At 59.8% G+C, this 23,243-nt stretch carries 20 protein-coding genes and 2 pseudogenes; 3 read left to right on the top strand and 19 right to left on the bottom strand.

Annotated elements, in window-relative coordinates; all coding sequences use genetic code 11:
• Positions 1–33: 33 nt before the first annotated feature.
• Positions 34–939, bottom strand: a complete 906-nt coding sequence (locus CAURIC_RS00285; RefSeq protein ID WP_035114308.1) for an HNH endonuclease family protein — start codon at positions 937–939, stop codon at positions 34–36.
• A 56-nt stretch (positions 940–995) separates the two neighbouring features.
• The gene (locus tag CAURIC_RS00280) at positions 996–2,354 is read right to left on the bottom strand and encodes a glycosyltransferase 87 family protein (protein ID WP_052095012.1); all 1,359 of its coding nucleotides are present in this window, start codon (positions 2,352–2,354) and stop codon (positions 996–998) included.
• A gap of 119 nt (positions 2,355–2,473) precedes the next feature.
• Here CAURIC_RS00280 and CAURIC_RS00275 point away from each other — a divergent pair, with 119 nt between their 5' ends.
• A complete protein-coding gene (locus CAURIC_RS00275; protein ID WP_290182867.1) occupies positions 2,474–3,586 on the top strand; it encodes an ABC transporter substrate-binding protein in 1,113 nt (370 codons plus the stop codon).
• A 57-nt stretch (positions 3,587–3,643) separates the two neighbouring features.
• Positions 3,644–4,444: a PaaI family thioesterase gene (locus CAURIC_RS00270; RefSeq protein WP_156963449.1), complete on the top strand. Its 801-nt coding sequence runs from the start codon at positions 3,644–3,646 to the stop codon at positions 4,442–4,444.
• Between the two features lie 17 nt (positions 4,445–4,461).
• Here the strand turns inward: CAURIC_RS00270 and CAURIC_RS00265 are convergent, their stop codons facing one another.
• The 15 genes and pseudogenes from CAURIC_RS00265 to CAURIC_RS00195 form a co-directional block, all read right to left on the bottom strand.
• Positions 4,462–5,100 carry a 3-oxoacid CoA-transferase subunit B gene (locus CAURIC_RS00265; protein WP_035114303.1) on the bottom strand — a complete coding sequence of 213 codons (639 nt, stop codon included), beginning with the start codon at positions 5,098–5,100 and terminating at the stop codon, positions 4,462–4,464.
• Positions 5,101–5,167: 67 nt separating this feature from the next.
• Positions 5,168–5,863, bottom strand: a complete 696-nt coding sequence (locus CAURIC_RS00260) for a CoA transferase subunit A (protein ID WP_035114301.1) — start codon at positions 5,861–5,863, stop codon at positions 5,168–5,170.
• Positions 5,864–6,205: 342 nt separating this feature from the next.
• Positions 6,206–7,108 (bottom strand): ABC transporter ATP-binding protein, encoded by a 903-nt coding sequence (locus CAURIC_RS00255; RefSeq protein ID WP_235700730.1) that lies wholly within the window; start codon positions 7,106–7,108, stop codon positions 6,206–6,208.
• A complete protein-coding gene (locus CAURIC_RS00250) occupies positions 7,105–8,148 on the bottom strand; it encodes a FecCD family ABC transporter permease (RefSeq protein WP_412766408.1) in 1,044 nt (347 codons plus the stop codon). Before CAURIC_RS00250 ends, CAURIC_RS00255 begins: the two co-directional genes overlap by 4 nt.
• A gap of 60 nt (positions 8,149–8,208) precedes the next feature.
• Positions 8,209–9,315: a FecCD family ABC transporter permease gene (locus CAURIC_RS00245; protein ID WP_084588161.1), complete on the bottom strand. Its 1,107-nt coding sequence runs from the start codon at positions 9,313–9,315 to the stop codon at positions 8,209–8,211.
• Positions 9,316–10,134: an ABC transporter substrate-binding protein gene (locus tag CAURIC_RS00240; RefSeq protein ID WP_235700731.1), complete on the bottom strand. Its 819-nt coding sequence runs from the start codon at positions 10,132–10,134 to the stop codon at positions 9,316–9,318.
• A 363-nt stretch (positions 10,135–10,497) separates the two neighbouring features.
• On the bottom strand, positions 10,498–10,836 hold the full coding sequence (locus tag CAURIC_RS00235; RefSeq protein WP_035114295.1) for a transglycosylase family protein: 339 nt from the start codon (positions 10,834–10,836) through the stop codon (positions 10,498–10,500).
• A gap of 227 nt (positions 10,837–11,063) precedes the next feature.
• Complete coding sequence (locus CAURIC_RS00230; RefSeq protein WP_035114292.1) at positions 11,064–11,771, bottom strand: hypothetical protein; 708 nt, start codon at positions 11,769–11,771, stop codon at positions 11,064–11,066.
• 135 nt (positions 11,772–11,906) lie between these two features.
• Positions 11,907–12,197 (bottom strand): hypothetical protein, encoded by a 291-nt coding sequence (locus CAURIC_RS00225; protein ID WP_083284237.1) that lies wholly within the window; start codon positions 12,195–12,197, stop codon positions 11,907–11,909.
• 574 nt (positions 12,198–12,771) lie between these two features.
• Positions 12,772–13,230 (bottom strand): annotated as a pseudogene (locus tag CAURIC_RS00220) (IS30 family transposase); the annotation flags it as partial.
• 294 nt (positions 13,231–13,524) lie between these two features.
• Positions 13,525–14,226: a helix-turn-helix domain-containing protein gene (locus tag CAURIC_RS00215; protein WP_235700636.1), complete on the bottom strand. Its 702-nt coding sequence runs from the start codon at positions 14,224–14,226 to the stop codon at positions 13,525–13,527.
• A gap of 746 nt (positions 14,227–14,972) precedes the next feature.
• Positions 14,973–16,172, bottom strand: a pseudogene (locus CAURIC_RS00210) (SulP family inorganic anion transporter); the annotation flags it as partial.
• A complete protein-coding gene (locus CAURIC_RS00205) occupies positions 16,162–17,745 on the bottom strand; it encodes a type III PLP-dependent enzyme domain-containing protein (RefSeq protein ID WP_290182859.1) in 1,584 nt (527 codons plus the stop codon). The gene CAURIC_RS00205 and the pseudogene CAURIC_RS00210, both read right to left, overlap by 11 nt.
• Positions 17,738–19,474 carry an FAD/NAD(P)-binding protein gene (locus CAURIC_RS00200; protein ID WP_290182857.1) on the bottom strand — a complete coding sequence of 579 codons (1,737 nt, stop codon included), beginning with the start codon at positions 19,472–19,474 and terminating at the stop codon, positions 17,738–17,740. Before CAURIC_RS00200 ends, CAURIC_RS00205 begins: the two co-directional genes overlap by 8 nt.
• Complete coding sequence (locus CAURIC_RS00195) at positions 19,471–20,592, bottom strand: pyridoxal-phosphate dependent enzyme (protein WP_290182855.1); 1,122 nt, start codon at positions 20,590–20,592, stop codon at positions 19,471–19,473. Before CAURIC_RS00195 ends, CAURIC_RS00200 begins: the two co-directional genes overlap by 4 nt.
• 54 nt (positions 20,593–20,646) lie before the next feature.
• Between CAURIC_RS00195 and CAURIC_RS00190 the strand changes: the two genes are divergently transcribed.
• Complete coding sequence (locus CAURIC_RS00190) at positions 20,647–21,357, top strand: type 1 glutamine amidotransferase domain-containing protein (RefSeq protein ID WP_035113207.1); 711 nt, start codon at positions 20,647–20,649, stop codon at positions 21,355–21,357.
• Here the strand turns inward: CAURIC_RS00190 and bioD are convergent.
• Entirely contained in the window at positions 21,287–21,988 is a 702-nt protein-coding gene (gene bioD / locus CAURIC_RS00185; RefSeq protein ID WP_035113208.1) for a dethiobiotin synthase, read from the bottom strand. The two genes, CAURIC_RS00190 and bioD, sit on opposite strands and share 71 nt — an antisense overlap.
• A complete protein-coding gene (locus CAURIC_RS00180) occupies positions 21,985–23,226 on the bottom strand; it encodes an adenosylmethionine--8-amino-7-oxononanoate transaminase (protein ID WP_035113209.1) in 1,242 nt (413 codons plus the stop codon). The genes bioD and CAURIC_RS00180 overlap by 4 nt, the downstream gene beginning before the upstream one ends.
• Positions 23,227–23,243 lie beyond the last annotated feature (17 nt).

Genomic DNA, 23,243 nt, shown 5'->3' with positions numbered 1-23,243 from the left:
CACCCAGTGACCCTAAGCAGGCAAGGAAAATCCTCACCCACACCGCCCCAACTCCCGATCCATCGCATCCCGCTCCGCCGGAGTCACCCACAACCTGTACTTCGCCTTCACCTCAATCTGAATGGAAACATACCGGCACCGGAACGCCTTATTCTTCGGCAACCACGTCGCTGCATCACCTGCGCCCTTTTGCATATTGGCCGGCCCATCCACCGCCAACAGGTTCTGCGGATCATTCCCGAACACCTCCCGCTGCTCCGCCGTCCACTGCTGTGCCCCCTTCTGCCACGCATCCGCCAGCGCCACCACATGATCAATCTGCACCGCACTACTAGTGCTTTGCCCACGCTGAAACTCAATCACCCGGCCGGTGTACGGATCATTGAGCACCCCGCGCAGTACCTTACACCCCTTCGGCGCCTCCACCTGCTGCAAGTCCCGCGTCAAGACATCATTGCGCTGATCACAACCGTTCCGGTCCACGTCCTTCCACCGCTGGCCGAACTCCGCCCGCCGATAATTATTCTTCGGCGCTCGCCCCTTGACCTCTAGAGTCGCCAGCAACCCACGCAGGCGCACCGCTTCTGCGGCATCGCCGGTTTTGTGGTCGACGCCACCCCGCCTCTCCCCTCCCCCACCTTCACCAGCACCCGGGCGCGGTGCTGGGAACGAGCTTCCTTGACGCTCCCCGCCGTCTTCGCGCCCGCCGTCCGCATCCCCACCACCGCTGGAATCGGCCCCCTGGGGAGAATCGGGAGAAGGGGCAGCGGGGGGCGTCGACATAGAAGAAGCAGAAGTGGCAGCCCCGCCACCAGCTATCCCGCCAAAATCGACCGCGCACCCCGCCAAGGAAGCACCGGCGATAACCACGGCAGCGACAGCAGCGACCAGACCAGAGCGCGGACGGCGGACAGGGGAAGACGAAGACGAAGTACGCATGGGCTCAATGTAGCCCGGGGCAGCGACAATCCCGAAAAAGGAATCGAACGCGCAGACTAACCCATGGGCGCACCACGGGACGGCACAGTCCCCGCCGTAACTACACCGCGAGTTGCGGATTCGTGGGCAGCCTCCCGCGCCTTCACCCGCGCAGCCACCACCAGAAGGCAGATAAACATGATCACACCACTGATGCCCTCTAGATTGCCCTCCAACCACGTGCGCAAATTAAAGGTAAAGGTCTCGACCTGGGGATAGATTTTGTACCACCGGAAGTAAAAGGCAAACAGCATGAACAACAACGGCAGCACCAGCCAACGGCGCACCGGCGCCATCACCAGCACCCACGCCACCACAATGCCCGACCAGTGATGTGTAACCGCTACCGGATTAGCTAGGCAAATGCCCAGCGTGATCAGCAGGTAAGCTGCCACGGTATACCCCGCTTTCTCATAGCGGTTGGCACCCCACAGGCACAGCACCGCGATGATCAAGAAACCAGGCAGCATCACCTTCGCGGCCATATCGGGATCCATGCCGGCGCGAGTCAACAAACCAGTCAGCGCCTGATTGCGGGGGTAACCCGGCGCGCCCGCACGATCCGAGCCGAAGAACTCCTCCGTCCAGAAATACAGCGCATCACCGCCACGGACGAGGAACCCGATCAACACCGTGGCCCCAAACGTGCCAATCGACCGGGCCACGCTAGCCCAATCCTTGCGCACCAAGAACAACAGCCCAAAACCCGCCGGTGTGATCTTGATACCCGCTGCAATACCCACACCCACGCCGCGGAACCGGCGCGGAATGTACCCCAACACGTCGGCCACGACGAGAGCGACCAGGAAGATATTGATCTGCCCATAATCCAAGTGCGAACGCAGGGGCTCCAGAATCACGCTGAACCCCGCGCACGCCACGGCCCACATCCACCACGGGCGCAACCCCAGCCGGTGGGCGCACATTCCCACGGTCGCGAACACCGCAGTGATTGTGCCGATCGTCCAGGCCATATCTTGGAACCATTCGTTGACCAGCATCAACGGTGCAAACAATACGGCTGCAAACGGGGGGTAGAGGAAGCGGAAGCCGCTACGCGTGGGGAACTCGTCCGAATACAGCGGGTAGCCATGGGTGATCGCGAAACCGGCATCGCGGAAAACTCCGGCATCCATCAAGCCGTGATTCCACGAGAAGTGCCAGTAGAACCATGCGTTCATGCCAATCAGTGCCGCGCCGATGAGCACCAGTAATGGCCCACAGCGGTTGAGCAGCGCCAGCGGGCTGCCCGTCATTGTCACACCTGGCTGCTGAGGTATCGCGCTGCCCGCGCCGTTGCGGATCCCGTTGCCGGAGAGCCCTTCAGCTCCGTCGTCAATGGGGCGTTCGGTTTTCGCCTTATCGGTTGTGGACATGCCGAATACTGTACTGGGAATTCCCCGTGCCGCAGTCCTGGCACCGGCTAGACTAATACGGACATTTCTTCCGCACCGTCTTTTCCCAGGCGGGCTTGGAACCCGAAAGGCCCACTGTCTTGCGAAATTACCTTGCCTTTTTCAACTCGACGCCACACGCTGCCCCGCAACGCGTTCCCCAGACAGCCGGCTCGTTCCGTACCCGGGCATGGCGGCGGGGCGTGGTGGCCGCTGCATCCGCCGTCGCGTTGAGCATGGGTGCCGTGGCCTGCTCCGACAACGGTGGAGGTAATAGCACAACCGGCGGGGAAAGCGCAGGACAGGATGGTTCGGCGTCGGGAAAAATCACCGTCAAGCACTCCATGGGCACGACCGAGGTGCCGAAGAACCCCAAGCGCATTGTGACGATGGCGCAGGGGTGGACCGATGCATTCAATGCGCTGAACGTACCGGTGGAGGCCCAAGTGGTTTCCGCTACGGCGAACACGAAGCAGCAGATTCCATGGGCACAGGACAACGCGGCGAACCAATCCATTACCTACAACTTCGATCTGCAGGAGATCACGCCGGAAAAGATCGCGGAGCTCAAGCCCGATGTAATCCTCGCTGGCTGGGTGCCGGACGAGGCGTATTACAAGAAGCTCAGTGACATTGCCCCCACGGTGCCGGTTCTGGGCAAGGAAACCGGAGTGGATGATTGGCGCCAGCTGACCAAGATCGCCGGGCAAATTGCCGGTAAGGAAGACGAAGCCAACACACTGGTGGAGGATGTGAACAACGAGGTTGCCGAAACTGCGAAGAAGTACCCGAATCTCAAGGGAAAAACCTTCACGTGGGGCATGTTCTTCGGTGGCCAGTATTCCGCTGTGGCCAATCCCGGCGATCCTTCCAACGACATGTTCACCCGCTTGGGATTCGAAGTGAACCCCAAGCTACGGGAGTTCGCGAAGAAAGAAAACCGTGTGAGCATTTCCCCAGAGCGCGTGGATCTGCTGGATTCCGACCTCACCCTGATGTGGACCATCGATGGGGACATCAACAAAGCCCCAGGGTGGAAGACGTTGCCGGTCGTCAAAGAAGGACGCGCGGTGCAGGTCACCGAAGCCGAGAACAACGCCACCTCGATGGCCACGGCCCTCTCGGTGCGCTGGGCCCTCAAGCAGTTCGACCCAGTGTTCAAGGCGCTCAATGAAAACGAGATTCCCCTGCCCGAATTGGCGCCACCGGCTTAAGTGACCAGCGGGGCGGTTTCCGTCGCTAGCGCTGCCGGTATGGAGTAGATTCAGTTAATGATGAATTCACAACAGCCTCGCTCCACAGTCCCCGGCCCTTTCCGCTCTATTCAGAAGCTGCAGAAAAAGACCTTCCCCAAGCTCATCGCGCGCACGATGAGCTCCCCGGATAGCCTGCGCAAATGGATGAGTGCTTGGCCGCCATTGCTGTTTTCTGGCATTAAACTCACGCACGTTTCCAAGGATTGGTCCTACGGCCGCATTCAACTAAACCTGCGGTTTTGGAACCAGAACATGCACGGTGCCGCTTTCGGTGGCACGTTGTATTCCATGACCGATGTGCTATTCGGCACGCTGGTGGCGCGCCGCATGGGCGTCGGTTATGAAGCCTGGACACGAACCGGCACCTTCCAGTACCTGCAGCCGGGCCGCGACGGCGCGTACCTCGAGGTGGAGGTACCGGACGAGATGGTGGCGTGGATCAAGCAGACCATCGATAAGGATGGCTACTGCAATGTTCCATATACCTCGATCGTTAAGAACAAAGACGGCGCCGTTGTTGGCATCGGCCAGCAGGATCTGCACGTGCGCCCACGCGGCGGTGGCAAGCGCGCGGAACGCCCCGAGCAGGCACTCCAGCCCCGTGGTTTGGTGTTGGAATCGCTGGCCAACGCCGTGGTGTGGCACTGCTTCAAGGATCAGCCGGAGATTCTCACCGTGTTGATGAGCGAGCAGCGCCGTATTCCCGACCCCGAAGCGCAGATGCGCCACGTGGTGAAGGCCGCGCTGGACAAATCCACGAAATCCATCGACGACCTGCGCGCGTTGGACATTCCGGAGAAGTACCTAGAGCAATAGGGTTCAACGGGGCTGCGCTACACCAGGTCCACTACGAACGTGGCCTCGGTCTTTTCCTCGACCTCCTCCACCGTCACTCCCGGCGCGAGCTGCCGCAGCACCAAGTGATCCTCGGCCACATCGAAGCTGGCCAGGTCAGTGATGATCCGCTTGACCACCTGTACACCGGTCAGTGGCAAGTCGCATTCGCGCTTGAGCTTGGCGGAGCCATCTTTAGCAACGTGATCCGTCAGCACCACCACGCGCGGAGTGCCGGAGACCAGGTCCATCGCACCGCCCATGCCCTTAATCATCTTGCCGGGGATCATCCAGTTGGCGAGGTCACCGCGTTCGCTCACCTGCATTGCACCTAGCACTGCCATTTTCACGTGTCCACCTCGGATCATGCCAAAGCTCGTGGCGGAATCGAACGTGGCGGCGCCAGGCAGCAGGGTTACAGTCTGCTTGCCAGCGTTGATGAGGTCCGCATCCACCTCCTCTTCCGTTGGGTACGGCCCCATCCCGAGGATCCCGTTTTCGCTTTGCAGAATCACCCGCACGCCATCCGGCAGGTGATTGGCGACCAACGTGGGGATCCCGATACCCAGGTTCACGTAATCGCCGTCATTGAGTTCTTGCGCCGCCATCGCAGCCATTTCGTCTCTGGTCCAGGCCATTGTTCTACTCGCTTTCTATGCGCTTTGCTGTACGTACCCTTTTTATTTCCGACGCCCCGCTGGTCCCCTACCGCGTGGTCCTCTTTTCAATCGGCTTTTCGCGCTGTTGGGCCTGGATAATGTGATCGACGTACACTCCGGGGGTTTGAACACGGTCGGGCGCGATCTCGCCGCGGCCCACGAGGTGCTCGACCTGAGCAATGGTGACCTTTCCGCTGGCAGCGCACAGCGGGTTGAAGTTTTGTGCGGTCAAACGGTAGACCAAGTTGCCGTCGATATCGCCGGTGTGCGCGTGCACAAGCGCGAGGTCCGCAACTATTCCGCGTTCTTGAATGTAGCGCTTGCCGTCGAATTCAGCTTCGGGCTTACCTTCCGCGATCATGGTGCCCACTCCGGTGGCGGTGTAGAACGCAGGAATGCCGGCACCGCCTGCGCGCAGGCGCTCGGCGAGAGTTCCCTGTGGGTTGAATTCCACCTCTAGCTCGCCAGCCAGGTAAAGTTCCGCGAATAGTTTGTTTTCTCCTACGTAGGAGGAAACAGCCTTACTGACCTGCTTGTTTTCCAATAGGATGCCGAGGCCTTGGCCATCGACCCCCATGTTGTTACTCACAATCGTGAGGTTCTTGGCGCCTGAATCCCGCACGCCCTCAATGAGGTCGTAGGGCACTCCGCATAGTCCAAATCCACCCACGGCAATTGTCATTCCATCTTCGACGATGCCCGCAACTAGTTCGCGGGCGCTCGTGGTGCATTCCACGCTCATGGTTGTCACTCACTCCGTTCAATTAGTGGAGATTAACTGAATTGTCCGGCCTTCATTTTGCCACCAAACACTTCACAAGTGTAGAGAATGCGATAGTTTCCTTTACCTAAGGGGTTAGCATATGTGCAGTTTAGCAGCTTCCTTGCTCAAACCCCCCACGAAAAACACCATCCGGCTAGCAAACACTGGCCCGATAGCAAGAAAGTCAACCAACAACATCGGTGACGGGGCACCACCTGTCCGAGTTCTTGCCCCAAGGGCAGCTACTGCCCTTGCACCCCAATCACAACTCACCACGTATGCCAACGAACCCTGCGGGCGCCGCGAGGCCGCGCTCTATTCTCACCGATACGGCACCGGCAATTCGCGGCCGGTTTCCGGATCCTTCACAGTCAAGCACCCAATCCCGAAAACCGCCTGAACTAATTCGGCGGACATCACCTCTTCGGTATCCCCCGCGGCAACCACCTGACCGTCACGCATCGCCACGATGTGATCGGCAAAGCGTGCGGCGTGCGTCATATCATGCACCACCATCACCACGGTACGGCCCGCGGCATTGAGATCCCGCACCAAATCCAAAATGGAAATCTGATGCGCCGGATCCAGGTACGTCGTGGGTTCATCCAGTAACAAGATCGGTGTCTGCTGCGCCACGGTCATGGCCACCCACACCCGTTGGCGCTGGCCACCGGATAACTCCGTGGCGGGCGAATCCAGCAGCTCATCCACACCAGCCTTGTCGGCCGCCAGCTCAATGGCCTCACGATCCTTAGCGCTCAGCGATGCGAATGCCCCCGTATATGGATAGCGACCATACGCTACGACCTCGCGTACGGTCACCCCTTCGGGCGTCACAGGTTGCTGTGGCAAAAAGGCAACGCGGCGCGCAAACTGGCGTGCAGACAGGTCGCGAATGGGATCCCCATCCAACCGCACCGTCCCCGCGGACAGCGGTTGTTGCCGACCCAAGGCGCGCAGCAAAGTGGACTTGCCACATCCATTCGGACCGATCAGCGCCGTGATTTTCCCCGCGGGAATGGTCAGGCTGACATCCTGCAGAATTGCGGGCCCACCATATCCAACGGTGATTCCCTCGGCGCTGAGTTGCCCCGCACGTGTGACCGCTGGCTGCCCATGCGCACGTTCGGCCGCCCCGCCGTCAATCACCCGGGTACCAGCCGCCCCGCTGCCGGGCACATCACTACCGGCCATCCTTTTATCGGTCGCATCTTTATCAGTCATGCCACCGTCCTTTCTTCAATACGCAGAGCGCTCTTGCTCTTACCTCGCCCGACGGTGGCATTGGGGTTCGTTCGCGATAACCGTAACAACAGGTACACGAAGTACGGAGCGCCCACGATGGCGATCAATGCCCCCACGGGGATTTCGGTTGGCGCGAATGCCCATCGCCCTAAGGCGTCGCACACAGTAACAAGTGTGGCTCCCGCTAGCGCGGATACCGGTATTACCCGACGCCCCGCGCTACCCACCAATAACCGCGCCGCATGGGGGACAATCAATCCGGCGAAGCCCAACACACCAGCAGCGGCGACCGCGGCTGCCCCCAATGCAATTGCGCACACAACGGCGATGGCGCGCCACAGTTTTTCATTCACTCCCACGCCCGCCATGGCGGAGGAATCCAAATTCAGCATGTCCAAGTGCCGCGCCAGAACCACGGTTATCACGATCACGGCAATAACGAACGGCGCAATGATCTGGGCATCCGCAATGGTCCGTGCATACAGCGAACCCTTGAGCCAGGTCATGGCTGCACCAGCTTCTGGGGCAGCTTTCACCAGCAACAACTGCGTTAACGCTCCCAGCCCCACGGAGACCGCCACACCCGTGAGCGTCAACCGAATCGGATCATTCGCACCCCGTCCGGCAAGCAACAACACCAGTCCGGCGCCGATCATTGCGCCAACAAACGCCACGGGAGTTAAAGCCTGGGCAGGCAACGAACCCACACTTAGCAACGCGGCCACGGCTGCGAGCCCACCACCTGCCGTTACCCCGACGGTATCGGGTGCTGCGAGGGGATTGCGCAACGCGATCTGCAGTAATGCTCCAGATACCGCCATGGCAGCGCCGGCGAGTATGCCCACAAGTACGCGAGGCATGCGGTAGCGCCACACCAACTTGCCACCGGAGAACAGCTCGTGGAGCACCTCCGCAGGAGGTTTCATCACCGCACCTATTCCCAAGCCCACGACCACGGCTGCGCTCAGGGCAGCAACGAGTATGACAATGACGGTCCAGAATCTACCGCGACTAATCACTGCCGACCACCCCAAACTGCACCCCGGACGAAATTGGACCGCATTCGCTCTCGCGACTAATCACTGCCGACCACCCCAAACTGCTCTGCCAACACGCACCTTCTTTCGCGGTTGCAGTCGGTTAATACCCCACAGCAGCAACGGCACACCTGCGATGGATGTGACCACACCCACCGGAGTTTCGGCGGGGGCCCACAACGCCTGAGATGTGGCGTCGGCAACCAATAAAACCGCCGCACCCACGACGGGAGCGACCAACAGCCCCAACCGGTGGCGAGGTCCGGCCACACGGTGCGCGACAACAGCCGCCATCAAACCCAGAAAGCCAATAGGCCCCGCGGCCGCCACGGCTGGCGCCACCAGCACAACCGCCCCAAGCACCGCGAGCATGCGGGTAAAGCGGGGATTGGCCCCCACCGAACTGGCGAGGGCATCACCCGCAGCAAGGGTATCTAACCCCCGGCCGGCACACCACAGTGCGGGTATAACGACAACCACGGCAATGATGCAAGGAATAATGTCCGCCAAACGCACCCCGCCCAAGCGTCCAGACAACCACGACAACACGGTGGACAGCTGCGCCTCATCGATCACCAGCGTAACGGCGGTCAGGGCCGAAAACAATGCAGAAATCGCAATGCCCAGCAGAATCATGCGCTGTACTGCAGCAGCTCCGGTGGGATCCGCGGAGTTGGCTCGCAAACCGATGCCTACCGTGATGAGAGCCGCCAAGCCCGCTCCCACCAGCGCGCCTGGGAGCACCGCAGCACCGGAGATCGATCCGGTGATGGTGGTTCCAACCACGGCACCGAATGCAGCCCCCGAATTAACACCCGTAATCTCGGGATCCGCCAGCGGGTTGTGCGTTGCCGTGCGCAGCAAAACGCCCGCGGCACCCAGTGCGAGACCAATAACCGTGGCCGCCAGTAGTCGGTCGCGCATGACCGCATGCACCTCCGCGGCAAGTTGCGGTGCATTGGCCGGAACAGTTACCGCACCCATGCGCCACCACCACATTCCCGCAATCACGGCAAGACACACAGCAACTGCAACGGCCGAAGCCGCGCGTCGCGGAGCGCGAGCGCGGCTAGAGCGGTTAGCTGTGGCTTTACCGTCGGGAGTGGGTTCTGATTCAGAATCGACGGTACGCACGAGCGTTACAGTCATTTATCCCTTTGCCTTAGCGGTTTCGATGATCCGGTCAAGCATCGCCTCCGCCGCCAGCGGACCGCGGGAGCGGGACCACGTATCTTGTTCCACGTCCACGATGTGCTTGACCACATCCTTGTAAGGGCTGGCCTTGAAGCCTTCGATGTCGTTGTACAGGAACATCGTGTCCAGCTTCATACCCGGCAGCTTGTCCCCGGTTAGTTCCGCCACATCCGTCTTGGATTCAATTGCGGAACGCTCACCGTTGTAGCCGTACTCGTAACCGGCGGCGGTCAGCAGGGATCCTGCGAAAGAGTTCTTGATCCACGTGTACAGAGTGTTCTTGGACCAACCGACAAGGGCGGCGCGGGTGCCGGGCTTAATTTCCTTCTTGGCCTGGTTGACCTTGCCCTCGATGCGATCCCGAACTTCCTTGGCCTTATCTTCCTTGCCCAGCTGCTTGGCGATGTCATCCATGGAATCGAGGACATCGGTGTAGGAAGCATCGGAGTAAGCCTTCGTCTCCGCGATCTCCTTCAGCTGGGGCATGATCGCCTCTTGACGAGTGGGGCTAGCCAGAATCAGATCGGGTTCCAAGGACTGGATAACTTCCAGGTTTGGCTGCTTAGCCTGGCCGACTGATTGTATGCCATCCAGCTTGCCTTCCAAGGTCTTGGGTGCGGAGGACTTGCCAATTTCTACGACGCCTACTGGCTTCACGCCCAACGTCTCCAAAATCTCTTCGTAGCGCCAGTCGAGGGCGACTACTCGTTTCTCGCCTGACTCGCCCTTGCTATCGCCGGAATCCGATGCGTCCGAACCACATGCAACGAGCATTGCGGAGCCAAAGATTGCGGCTACCAGAAGGGCAAACATGCGAAGGAAACCGGAGCGAGCCCCGGTTTCGCGGCCCGCGGAAGGCGAGCGCAAGGTAGTAGAAGTCATCTGCATGATTCAACTACTACCCGCGTTACCCTTACCTAAGCAAGGTAACCCTTAGTTGGGCATCCCCCTTATGCCCCTTGGTTAATCATCCCCCTTATGCCCCTTGGTTGACCATCCCCCTTATGCAAGGCCCCTGGCAAACCGCTGACTTCCGCGTACCGCATCGTCGCAGAATCCCCCCTCATGCAAGGCCCCTGGCAAACCGCTGACTTCCGCGTACCGCATCGTCGCAGAATCCCCCCTCATGCGAGGCCCTTAGGCTACCGGGCCACCACAATTTGGCCATGCGCCTGCACCCTGAGAAGCCAAAACCTTCTCGGCAATCTCGATTTGCTGCGCCTTCGTAGCCTGATCAGCGGTTGGCGCATACTGGGTGCCACCGTGGCCAGCCCACGTTTGAGCACTGAACTGCAGACCACCCTGGTAGCCATTACCGGTATTGATGTGCCAGTCACCGCCGGACTCACACGCCGCCACTTGGTCCCACTGCCCAACGGTTGCAGCCTCCGCGGCGGGGGCAACGAGGGCCGGCGCGGCCACTACACCAGCAGCCAGTCCCAGACGGGTGAGGTTGGTCTTGACGGTCTTGCGCATTGGAAATTCGCTCCTTCGTCGTTCGGTAACAATTCGGTTACGAGTTGCCCAACGTACCGGTTGACCACGTGGGGGCGTCAAGTAAAAAAAGAAAAAAACCACCGAAAGGCAAGCCAAAAGGGAGCCACTTGGGCTCCCCTACCTGCGATTATGTGAATCCGCTGTCCGTTCTAGGATTTTCGCAAATCGGTGTGGATTGACGCGGATACTGGCGGATCCCACTGGGCTTAACGCACCGCTGCCGACTCAATGCGGCTAGGCGCCAACCGCCCAATCGCGGCGGTACAGATAATGCCGGCCAACGTCACCAACGTGGACCAATCGCCCTCCAACAGGCCACCGAGAACAACCCACACAAGGATTGCCACGACCGCCAGCGCCACCACGGCCATCCCAAATAAGCGCTCGTTACCAGTACCGGAAACCGGGATGTACAACAATCCGGCCAACACACCCACAGCACCCGCAACGAGCGCAGCCAAGCCCGCCGCAGAGGTTCCAGATGAGTACTGATCTGGCAGCATGCCCACCAGCAGATCGACCACGAACACCACGGCGAACGTCACCGCAGCTGCCAATACCGCCAGCACGATCAGGTTGATAGCTACGCGCTTGCCATCGAACCGGCCCGCGAGCAGCCCCGAATCACGGTGCTCCTCCGGGGCCGATTTGCCTTGGTACGCACCGGATTGCTGATAGCCCTGGTCATAGTTGTCATAGCTTTGGCCGTAACCTTGGTTGTAATTCTGGTCGTAACCTTGGCCATAACCCTGACCGTAACTTTGGCTGTAGCCACGATCGTAGCTTTGATCGTAGCCCTGGTTGTAGCCAGCTTGGTTGTTGAAAACCTGCGTCTGATCATCGCTGTAACCCTGGCCGTATCCGCGACCATAGCCCTGCCCGTAGTTCCGGTTGTTGTTCGGCTGGTTGCCCATGGGCGAATCACTCCTCAATAGTTCTTTGACCAACCCAGCTTAAAGCAAAATCCGGCCACTCCCTAGGAAAGCTCCGTAGGAAGTGACCGGTGAAACCCTGTGAGGGGCGATGGATTCACCCCGCGCTAGCTGCGATTAGTGCTCGTCCCAGTGGCCATCGTGTGCCGCGTGACGGTGACCGTCGTGGATGTAATCCACGTGATCGCCGTGAGGAACTGCAACGTGACCACAGTTGGGGCCATGCTCGTGGTCGTGATCGTCGTGGGCGTGGTGCTCAGTCGTCTCGCACTCGTCCCAGTGGCCATCGTGGTTGCGGTGCAGGTGACCGTCGTGGACGTAGTCAACGTGGTCGCCGTGAGGCACCGCTACGTGGCCGCAGTTTGGGCCGTGCTGGTGGTCGTGGCTTTCGTGAGTTTTGCAGGACATTGCTGTCTCCTTTTTCGCCGTGGTGCTGTGTGAAGCACGTTTGCGCCGGGTATTACCGGCCTCTTCTTTTTCTTCTCTTTCCGACGCCACCCTGGTCCTTCACCAGACCATTCGCCGCCGGGGGCGGGCCTTTGCGAGGAAGGGGCCCTGCCGTCAACCCCCACCTTACTGGTTTTCAATTAGATTTCAATAGTTGTCATTGCTGCAGTTCGTGGCGACCCCCACGCGGGGGTGTTTTCAATAAGAATGACAATCATGCCCGCTTGTGTGGCCGGGGCATCCCCATACGGGTCGCCAACTCTGCAAGCAAGGCTGCCGGGGCGTTCCTGTATCGGTCGCGAACTCTGCAAGCAAGGCTGCCGGGGCGTGTGGGAATTCGCCTGCTTTCCGTTGCCGATATTGCTTTCCGGATGCCTGAGAGCCGATTGGGATTGGTGCGCAATCTGCTGCCTGTAGGAGTGTTAGGGGCTCTCCCAAACGCCTCGGCGCCCGCATTCTCCCGCACACAAATCATCCGATACTCCCCCGGCACGACAAATGTGCAGCAGAAGTCCAACAAAAACGCGCGGAAGGGTCAGGCGGTGAATGCAACATCTTCGGATGGGTCGAGGTTAAAGAATACTTCCCTCGGGGTCAGTCCATCTAGCACCACCCGTGGAGTGTCGTTGATGAGGTCTTCATATTCCTGGAGTTGCTCATGGGTCACCGTGGCAAGATCGGTGCCTTTCGGAATGAATCGGCGTAGCTCGGCATTAATATTCTCGTTACTCGGCCGCTGCCATGGGGAGTGCGGATCGCAGAAGTAGAGCTTCAACCCCTCAAAATGTTCGGCCAGCTGACCACTGGCAGCCATTTCCGCGCCCTGATCCCAGGTCAGGGTCTGGACGCGACGGTCTGGGGCGATAGCCATCTGGTTGATCTGCCCGAGCATGTCTTTCAACGCGGTGACCACGGTCTGGGACGTGTGATCGGTGGTTAACAACCTGGCCATGAACAACCGGCTATGCCGTTCTATCAAGGTGATGATCGCGTGCTTTCCACCCTGAGCGCCTCACACGAGATCACCTTCCCAATGCCCTGGCACCGCCCGGTCAGCAGCGTGTGGTGGGCGGGTGGAGTATTGTCGCGCCATGAACCCATGGTTTCGCCCCGCGCCCGCGAGTCGGTAGCTTCGAGCGGGGTCGTCGTCCTGTGCGACCTGATCGAAAGGGCGTAGTCGACGGTTAACTCATGGCGTAGCCCACCAGCTGCTTGGACGTAGAGGGCTTGGTAAATCGTTTCGTGTGACAAGGTCAACTCCTGATGAATGCCGGATAAACGTTTCAGCCTAGCTACAATACGTTTCGGTGAGACCTGCCGGTTCAAGCAGTCGAATGACGATACGTCGTAACGTGGTATGAGCATCAAGTTTTCGCGGTTTCGGGCGTTTGGCTGCATCGATGCTGCGTTGCTGGGCTATCAGTGGGTGATACACCCCGTCGATACTGTTGCGGGTTACCTCGCGGCTGATCACGCTGGGATGCCTGCCGAGTTGTCGGGCGGTGCGGCGGATGGAATAACTCTGATCTAGGCAAAACTTGATGTAGACCCTGTCGAACGCGGTTAAGCGCATACCCCGGCCGACTTTGACTGTCGCTGGCTGATAATTCACCACCACGGGGTCTACTGACAACACAATGGGTTGATCACGGTTACTTGTCGACGATACCGACGGGCGGGACACAGGCATGACAGAATTATGTACCCACCGGTACACGGTAACTGGGTGGACACCAGTTCTGGCGGCAATATCGTGATCACTTCGCCCAGCACATGCTAAGAACATGACCATCATCTGGGTGGTTGTCTTGTGGGTGGCAAGACCACCACCACGTCCCCGCGCAAGGCGCGCACCTTGGCTTGTGATGTAGTCCCGCAACGCACGGTCGGTACAGCCAGTGGCTTGGGCTGCGTGCAGTGCGCTGTAGCGGTGGTTCGCGATCAGGTCGAAAGCAGCAACAACAGCAGGATCGGGAGTGTAGGACATCATCAACACCTCATGAACAAATCAGGGTGTTGCACTCACCACTAGACCCCACCCGCCGATTTGTCGGAGTTCTGCTGCACATTGAATGAACAAGTGCATAAACAAGTGCATAAACGAGTGCATGGGCAGCGGGTGCTACGCCGAGAAACGACCGACAAGCCCCACACCAAGAAACCACCAACAAGCCCCACGCCGTGCTCTGGTCGACGGGCGGTGAGCGCTACACCGTGATGGGAGCTGGGTAGTTCGAAAGGTGTTGAGGGGCTCCTTCGAACATCCCAACGCCGAATTTCTCCCGCACACAAATCATCCGATACTCCCCCGGCACGACAAATGTGCAGCAGAAGTCCAACAAAAACGCGCCATTTTGTCAGAGTTCTGCTGCACATTGAATGAACAAGTGCATAAACAAGTGCATAAACGAGTGCATGGGCAGCGGGTGCTAGGTGACGCGCTGGGACTGGGTACATGACGTGCGGGAAAGCGCCATCCATAGGAACCCCATCGAGACCCGCCTGCAGGAACCGATGCACATCAAAGCGGCCACAGTGAGCGGGCAGCTAGATGGTGCACGAAGATCGATCAAACACGGCCGCGGGCACACTACCACCGGGAAAGCGCCATCCATAGGAACCCCATCGAGACCCGCCTGCAGGAACCGATGCACATCAAAGCGGCCACAGTGAGCGGGCAGCTAGATGGTGCACGAAGATCGATCAAACACGGCCGCGGGCACACTACCACCGAGCAAGCACCACCGCGAGCACGCTACCCAGGACCACGCCCACCGCGAGGTTATGGGTCAACAACGTGGGAACCACAGTCACCACCATGACAACTGTTTCAGTCCACGGCATCCGAGCAACGCGGCGCGGGTCCACGGACCGCCAATTCACCGTTCGCACAGCCACCACCATCATCACGGCTACAAGGGCGATCATGGGGATGGCGCCGACGGCGTCGTTAAAAAGAAGCAAAAGCACCAACAACGACAACCCAGCAACAAAGGCAGAAAGACGGGTGCGAGCGCCAGAATCATTCACACCGATCATCGTTTGACCGATCATCGCGCAGCCACCCATACCGCCGAATACACCACCAGCGATATTCGCGACGCCAAGGCCACACGCTTCCCGGGTTTTGCTGGAGGGAGTATCGGTGATCTCGTCAACCAGCTGTGCCGTCAGAAGTGATTCCACCAAGCCCACAATCGCCATCGCAACCGCATACGGCGCAATGATGCGGAACGTGTGCCATTCCAGGGGCACCTGTGGCAGATGGACATGCGGCAAAGCGCGTGGCAGATCCCCCATGTCCCCCACGGTCGGTACGCGCCATCCCGCCACGACCGCGACGATCGTCACCAGCACCACTACAACTAGCGGGGCGGGAATGGCGCGCAGGAATCGCGGCACCACTAACATCAACGCGATACCGATTGCCAACAGCACAAACACCATCCACGGCTTGTCGATAACGTGCTCCAGCTGCGCGGTAAAAATCAAAATACCCAGCGCATTGACAAATCCCCGCATCACCGGCAAGGTGATGAACTTCATCAACTTAGCCACGCCCGCAACGCCCAAGATGATCTGGATAATTCCAGCCAGCAAAGCTGCTGCAATGAGATATTCCACACCGTGGGCTTTCACCAGTGGCGCAGAAACCAACGCGACTGCACCGGCAGCAGCGGTGATCATGGCAGGTCGCCCACCGGTAAAGGCAATAGCTATAGCCATGATGGCCGATGTGTACAGCCCCACTGCGGGATCCACACCAGCCAAAACCGAAAACGCAATCGTTTCCGGGATCAGCGCCAGCGATACGGCGATACCGCCGAAAAACTCCATACGCAACCGTTGTGGGCTACGAAACGCAAAGCGGAACGACGGGATGACCCCGAGAGGCACGGTATCGCCTCCCGGTGGGTGTACACGATCAGTTGCCATGTGCGGAATCAGCGTTAGCACGGGTCGCGGTAGTCAGGTCGATCTCATCAGGTAGGGGATTCGCCCCCGCACTATCCACGAACACATTGCGCGCCAAGGGAATCTGATGGGATGCGCTTTCCAGGATGTGCATAAAGTATCCAGCCGTATTGGGAATCGCGATAACGTCACCGGGTTGCACACCATCGGGGAAGTGCATAGCTCGGCGAATAATCACCTCGTCCTCGATGCAGTACGCACCCACCAAAAAAGCATTCAGCCCAGCGTTTTCGCGTTGATCGGCCACTGCTGCTTGTTGCCCATTCTCGGCCTCGTGGGAGTCGGCCGCGGTGGGGCGCGCGGCCGCGGGAACCAACACCGGATCCAACAAAATGTCATCAGAGGTTGTCCGGCACTGCGTGCGATTCATTTCCAAGCCCACGATATCCACACCGTCGCTGCGCTTCTTCACGAATGCCACGCGGGCGAGAATAACACCGCCGCCATCGAGCACACTGCGACCGGGCTCCATGTGCAGACGGAGGTTACGGCTGCGCAATGCCTCGGCAACGGGAACCGTGGAATCGCTGGCAATTGAGTGCTCCGTAAAGGATTCGTGCGCGGTGGCGGATTCCCCGAATGTCGCGTCCTCCACATCACCACCCAACTGGCCGGCAAGCAGTTGCTTGAGCCACTCCCCACGCGTGGGCTCCTGCCAAAATGGGTACGTGTTGTTCAGGGGATCGCCCTTCCAGGTGAATGGCTCCCGCTCCCCGGCGCGGGCGGCCGCTAACTCTTTCTGGAAGTTGTCCCACTCCGGCTTGGCGTCGAGATAACTCATGGGCACCCCGCCACCCAGATCAATAAAGTTCACCGGATGGCCAGCCAACACCGCAGTATCAACGACCGCGATGGCGTCAGCCAATGCAATACGGCGATCGGCCTCCGAGTATCCGTGCAGGTGAAGGTGCACACCGTGGACCTGCACGCTCTCGGGCAGACCCTGCTGCAACGCCGCTTCCCACGTCCCGGCCAATTCACCGAAACGCGTGGGTGGCAAGCGGTTGGGATTCGGCGCAATGCGTGGCACGATCCGCGCCGTGGCACTCGCGGCACTGGCGACGGCCTGAATGCGCTGCATCTCTGCCACGCTATCCACACTGATGTAGACACCCGCACCCACCGCGTGCTGCAGCAAGCGATCCGGCTTCACCGCCGCCGAGAGGATCACGTGGTCCGGTTCTGCCCCGCGGGACAGGACTTGGAGCAACTCGCGCTCACTGGCGACATCAATGCCGTGACCTGCCGCGAGGGCCGCATCCACAAAACTCAAACCTTTATTGGCCTTGCGCGCATAAAACACGCGCACTTCCACACCGTTGACCTCCCCGGCGCGAACCAACTCATCGGCATTCCGTGGCAGGACATGTGGCGCTAACACGTTGACCGGGGAATCATACGTCTGCAGTAGGTTTGCACACTGCGCTGGATCGGCAAGAAGACGCTGCATCCACGGTTCCAACCGAGCGGTCATTGGCACGGTAGCGTGCATGTGGCGGGGGAACCGCCGGTTATCGAGGGTTTTGTCAGTCATGATGCCTCCCATTATTGCTAGTTTCTGCTTGCGCATCTAACGCGCGGTTGAAAACGGTGAAAGCCCAGGTGGGAATCTCTTTATGCATGGCGCGATTCAACGTATCGTGCCCAATAACGCGCGGTTCCACATCCCGCCCAATGACCGCGATGTGTGTGCCGGGAGCCATCCCATCGCGACCAATGTTCGGCCCACCCTGCGGCAACATGTGGACATCACCGCGATTCACGAGGTCCTCCAAAACCGTTCCCGGTTGCAATCCCGGCGGTGCGATGACCGCGTCCACATGGATCGCATCTGTCGGAGCGCCCTCGGGTTCGCCCCCACCCTGCGGCAACACCACGATTCCGGCGGCCACGAGGGCGTCGACTCGCTTTGCTGTAACCGGTGGCGGGCCGAAAGCGATAGGTTCCAGCTCGCGGCCTAGTTCGTAGAAACCTTCTAGATCACCGGGGGCCAGGTAGCTGGCGCGGTCGACGATCGCTCCATATATTCGACGCCATGCTTCTCCCCGTGCCCATTGTCGACCGGGGTAGTGGGTTGCCTGGTTGCGCGCTGCCTGGTTCTCCGCTGTTTCGTTGAGCTCTGCCCGAGCATCCGTTGCTGGGTTGCGCGCTACTTGGTTCTCCGCTGTTTCGTTGAGCTCTGCCCGAGCATCCGTTGCTGGGTTGCGGTTTGCCTGGAGTCCCTCGGCCCGCTCGCGCGCCGCCGCCATCACAACGTTGGTCACTTCATCCAGAATCGCGCGCATCTCCGCCACATCGGCGCAGTTCTGAATGCGTTTTTCGAACTCTTCTTGGCCTGGAACTTCCAGGTTAACCCACGGACTGGATGGGTCGGGCTTCACCTGCATCAGCTGGCCCGAGCGGCTGTACGGATACAAGTGCGCAGGTTCCCGGCCCGATGGAATATAGCGCAATGGCTGGTGCGCCGGACCACCCGCTTGAACAGGGTCAGGATGGGCCGCATCATGTGTACCCGCTGGCGTGCTTCCACCAGTGACATCGACCGCAGCATCACCAGCTGGCACGAACACCCCGCCACGCCCCTCAGTGAGGGCCAAACACACATCAATGAAAGTCAGTGCCATTCCGCGAATATCCACGTCCGCGCCGGCAGGAATGCTCTCCAAGCTGTGGTGATCATGGGCAGCAATGAAGTCCTTTTGCTGCCCATTCCAACTGGCAGCGTGCCCAGTGACCACTAGTGCCTCGTCCACGAACTCTTCACTGCCATCCGCAGCCACGATGCGGCAGTTACCTACACCCTTGCCATCTACGGAATGGACCTCCACCACTCGAGAAGGGATGTGTGTGATCGCGATGCTCGGACCACCATGGGAGGGTGATTCCTTTTCATCCTTCCCACACCCATCGACGAGGGCCCGCCAACTATCCCGCAGAAAGTCCCCCACCACTGCACGCGGGGCAAAGACCTTATCCTCCGCCGTGAAGACTTTCCCGCGATAGGTCTCCCGCCCCTGCGCATCGCGGGTGAGATTGCGATCCAACCAGTTGGGGAAGGCGCCGATATGAGTACGAACAATGTCCGACCGTACGTTTAGGCGCCAGCACAACGGCTGATCCGCTCGGTATACCCTTCCACCGCCAGGTTCTTCAGGATCCCAGCACACAATGGTGAGGGGCAGCTTGTGGCGTCGGAACAAAAAAACAAGTTCCTCCGCCGCCCACAGCGCACGAGGCCCGCCACCGATAAGGCCAACCTTCATCGAGCTGAGCCCTCCCCGGTGATCGCGTTGATTCGTGCTTCCAGGTCCTCCCCGGTAATCGCGTTGATTCGTGCTTCCAGGTCTTCCCCACTGACCTGCAGATTCTCCTGCACCCAGCCGTCATCGTAAATGGTGTTGAGGTAGTTGGTACCGCCATCGTGAAGCACGATGACAACGCTGGCGCCCTCCGGGATGTGTGGCACACAAGCATGGAGCGCAGAGATGACCGCCCCGCCGGATGCGCCCGGGATCAGCCCCTCAGTGCGCGCGAGAGCGCGAGCACCGATGACGGAATCAATATCGTGCACGCGCTGGACCCTCGAAGGCTCATTAATGGTCGCGAGATGCGGAACCACACCTGCACCGAATCCCGGCAACATGCGTTCGCCGCGTTTACCCTGGTAGAGCACCGAACCGTGCGCATCCACCCCCACCGTGCAAGTAGCAGCCCCAATCCGTTGCAGCCGCTGAATGCAACCGCCGATGGTGCCGGTGGTGCTCATTGCGACGAACAACCAATCCGGAGCATAACCCAGTTGACCAATGATTTCCGCCATCGTTCCTTCATCATGCGCAGTGAACGCGGCCTGGTTGGAATATTGATCCAAGTTGACCGCCCCATCCACAGTGCGCATCAATTCGGCCACGCGGGCGCGACGGGCCGTCAGCCAATCACCGGTTTCTGGATCGGGCTCCTCGATGAGCTCCACGTGCGCGCCAAGAGCATGCATGGTGGCCACAGTGGAATCATTAACCCGTGGATCCACCACGCAGTAGAAATTCCAGCCACGCATCTGCGCTTGCCGGGCCAGCGCCATGCCTAGGTTCCCGGAACTGGATTCCACCAGGGTTGGGTTTTCCGGCATGCCGGCTTCGACGGCTGCTTGAACGAGCGCCCGGGCGGTGCGATCTTTCGCGCTGCCGCCCGGGTTGAATTGCTCCAGCTTGGCATAAATGTGCACGTCAGGCCGGTTGAAAGCTTGGGCAAGGTGGCTCAGTTCCACAAGCGGCGTATGGCCAATGAGATCATCCAATCCCTGTGGAATTTTCGCGTTGGTCACGCTGTTGAGGTGTACAGTGCCCGAGTGTGTGGTGTTAGCTGTGGACTCGGATTTCATAATTATTCATACTATCCCGAATTACCGGTACTAGATTTTTAGGAGCAATCCATAATGACCACCGTTTTAATGGCCGTGAGCGCGGCCGACCACTGGACGTTGAACGACGGTAGCCACCACCCCACCGGATTTTGGGCTGAGGAATTGGTGGTGCCGTACGACATTTTCCGCGATGCGGGGTTCGAAGTCACCATCGCAACTCCCGGCGCGGTCGCCCCCACGGTTGATCCCGTCAGCATTAGCGTAAAGGGTGGCATGTTGCCCACCACCGCCAAGAAAATGGCGGACAAGGTACAGCAGATGTCCCACGTGCTGAACAACTCAGAGGACCTGCACAAGGTCGATGCTGCCTCCTACGACATTATCTTCTACCCCGGTGGCCACGGTCCCATGGAAGATTTGGCGTACGACAAGATTTCCGGTGGAATCCTCACCGAGCGCCTGGCCTCCGGCAAGCTGCTGGGTTTGCTGTGCCACTCGCCGGCTGCACTTTTGGCCACTATTGACGACGCCACCGGCCAGACCCCCTTCGCGGGGAAGCTGATTACCGCGCTGTCTAACACCGAAGAAGGCATGGTCACGGATAAGTCCAAGGCACCATGGCTGCTGGAGGATCGTTTGAAGGAAGCCGGCCTGAAGTACGAAAAGGCCGCCCTCCCATTCCGTCCAAAGCTGGTACGTGATGGCAACCTCTTTACCGGTCAGAATCCACAATCTTCGGAGAAGCTGGCGAAGGCGCTAGTAGAGGCAGTGCAGCAGGGTTAAAGAACTCGTGGGAGCGGAACTCCTCCTGATTCAGCGCTCCTGCACCAGCCGGGATGCACCCGAGCAGCGGTACGCCCGTGATGTGTGGCAGTTCCTGGATATTGAGGCGCGTGGCGAGGTCGGGTGTGGCCGGCAGCGATCCACCGATGAGCCCCGCCACCTTTAGGCCCCGGGAATGCGCAGCTTCCACGGTGAGTTCCGCAGCGTTGAGGCTGCCCAAACCCAAACTCGTCACCACAATGAGCGGTGCGCTTAGATCAGCGGCGACATCAGCCAGCGTGAAATCATCCGCGAGGCGCACCAGCAAACCGCCGGCACCTTCGACGAGGACGATGTCGGCCTCTATATGCCGAATCCAGTTCACCAATTCCTCGCGGTCCGGTTGGGAAATCCCAGCGTGCCGTGCAGAAAGGTTTGGGGCTAGTGGTTCTGGATAGCGCACGAACTCGCAGGTCTGCACACCGGTAAGGCGGGCGACCGTGGCGGTATCGCCGTGCCCGGGAGGTTCACCCGTTTGTACTGGTTTGGCCACTGTGACGCGAAGGCCTTGAGCGGTGTAATGCGCAGCTAGGGCCGCCGTGGCGATGGTTTTTCCCACGTCCGTGTTGGTTCCGGTAATGCAGTAAATCATGCGGCCTCCCCTGCTGCGACGACCGCACGGCAGATACGCGCGATTTCCTCATCGGTGCAGATAAAGGGCGGCATCGTGTAGATAAGCCGACCAAATGGGCGCAGCCACACACCGTGTTCTAGGGCGGCGGTGGTGGTACGGGCTATATCCACCTCGTGGTCCATCTCTAGGACGGCAATGGCTCCGCGTACCCGGGCACGAGGAATCCCGGCCCGCAATCCGGCCTCGATACGGGGGACATGGGTGCGCCACGTGCCCTCAGCAATCATTTCTGTAGATTCGGCTGCAACCGCACACGCTAGGGGATTGGCCATGAACGTAGGGCCATGCATGAGCGCGCGCGGTTGCATGCCCTCCGCCACACGCGCGGTGGCAAGGGTCGCGGCCAGTGACATAAACCCGCCGGTCAGGGCCTTTCCTACGCACATGATGTCGGGAACCACGCCCGCGGCTTGAGTCATAAACAGTTCCCCTGCCCGGCCGAACCCGGTGGCGATTTCATCGGCGATCAGCAGGATCCCATGCTTGTCGCACAGCTGCCGCACGCCGGCTACTAAGTCCAGGTCGTGAAAGCGCATACCGCCGGCGCCTTGGATACCCGGTTCGATAATGATTGCCGCTACCTCATCGGTGATGAGTTGTTCCATCTGTGCCAGGTAAGTGGAGTGTTCTTCATGGCTCGCACCTGCAACGGGAGGTGCCGGTGCAAAGATCTGCTCGGCGAGGATTCCCGTCCAAAGCGAGTGCATGCCGCCGTCCGGGTCGCACACACTCATGGCTGCGAAGGTATCGCCATGGTAGCCCGAGCGCCAGGTCAATAACTTGGTGCGCTGGGGCTTACCAACACCACGGGAATACTGCAGTGCCATTTTCACTGCAACCTCCACCGAAACCGATCCGGAATCGGAGTAAAAGACCTGTGCGAACTGGTGGTTGGTGAGGTCCATGAGGTTCGCTGTCAGTCGCGCGGCCGGCTCGTGGGTGAGCCCGCCGAACATCACATGGCTAAAGTTATCAATCTGCTTTTTTGCCGCTGCGACAAGCCGTGGGTGGGAATGCCCGTGGCAGGCGGCCCACCAAGAACTCATGCCATCGATAACCCGACGTCCATCGGCCAACTGTAGGTACGCGCCTTCGGTGCCCACCACTTGGAGGGCAGGCGACCCGGGGGCGGCATAGGGATGCCAAATATGGGCGGCATCTACCTCCCCGACTTGAACACTGTTCAAAAACTTCATGGATTCATCTGTAGCAC

Source organism: Corynebacterium auriscanis, assembly GCF_030408435.1.
Lineage (GTDB): Bacteria > Actinomycetota > Actinomycetes > Mycobacteriales > Mycobacteriaceae > Corynebacterium > Corynebacterium auriscanis.
This window is presented reverse-complemented; position numbering and strand designations above follow the sequence as displayed.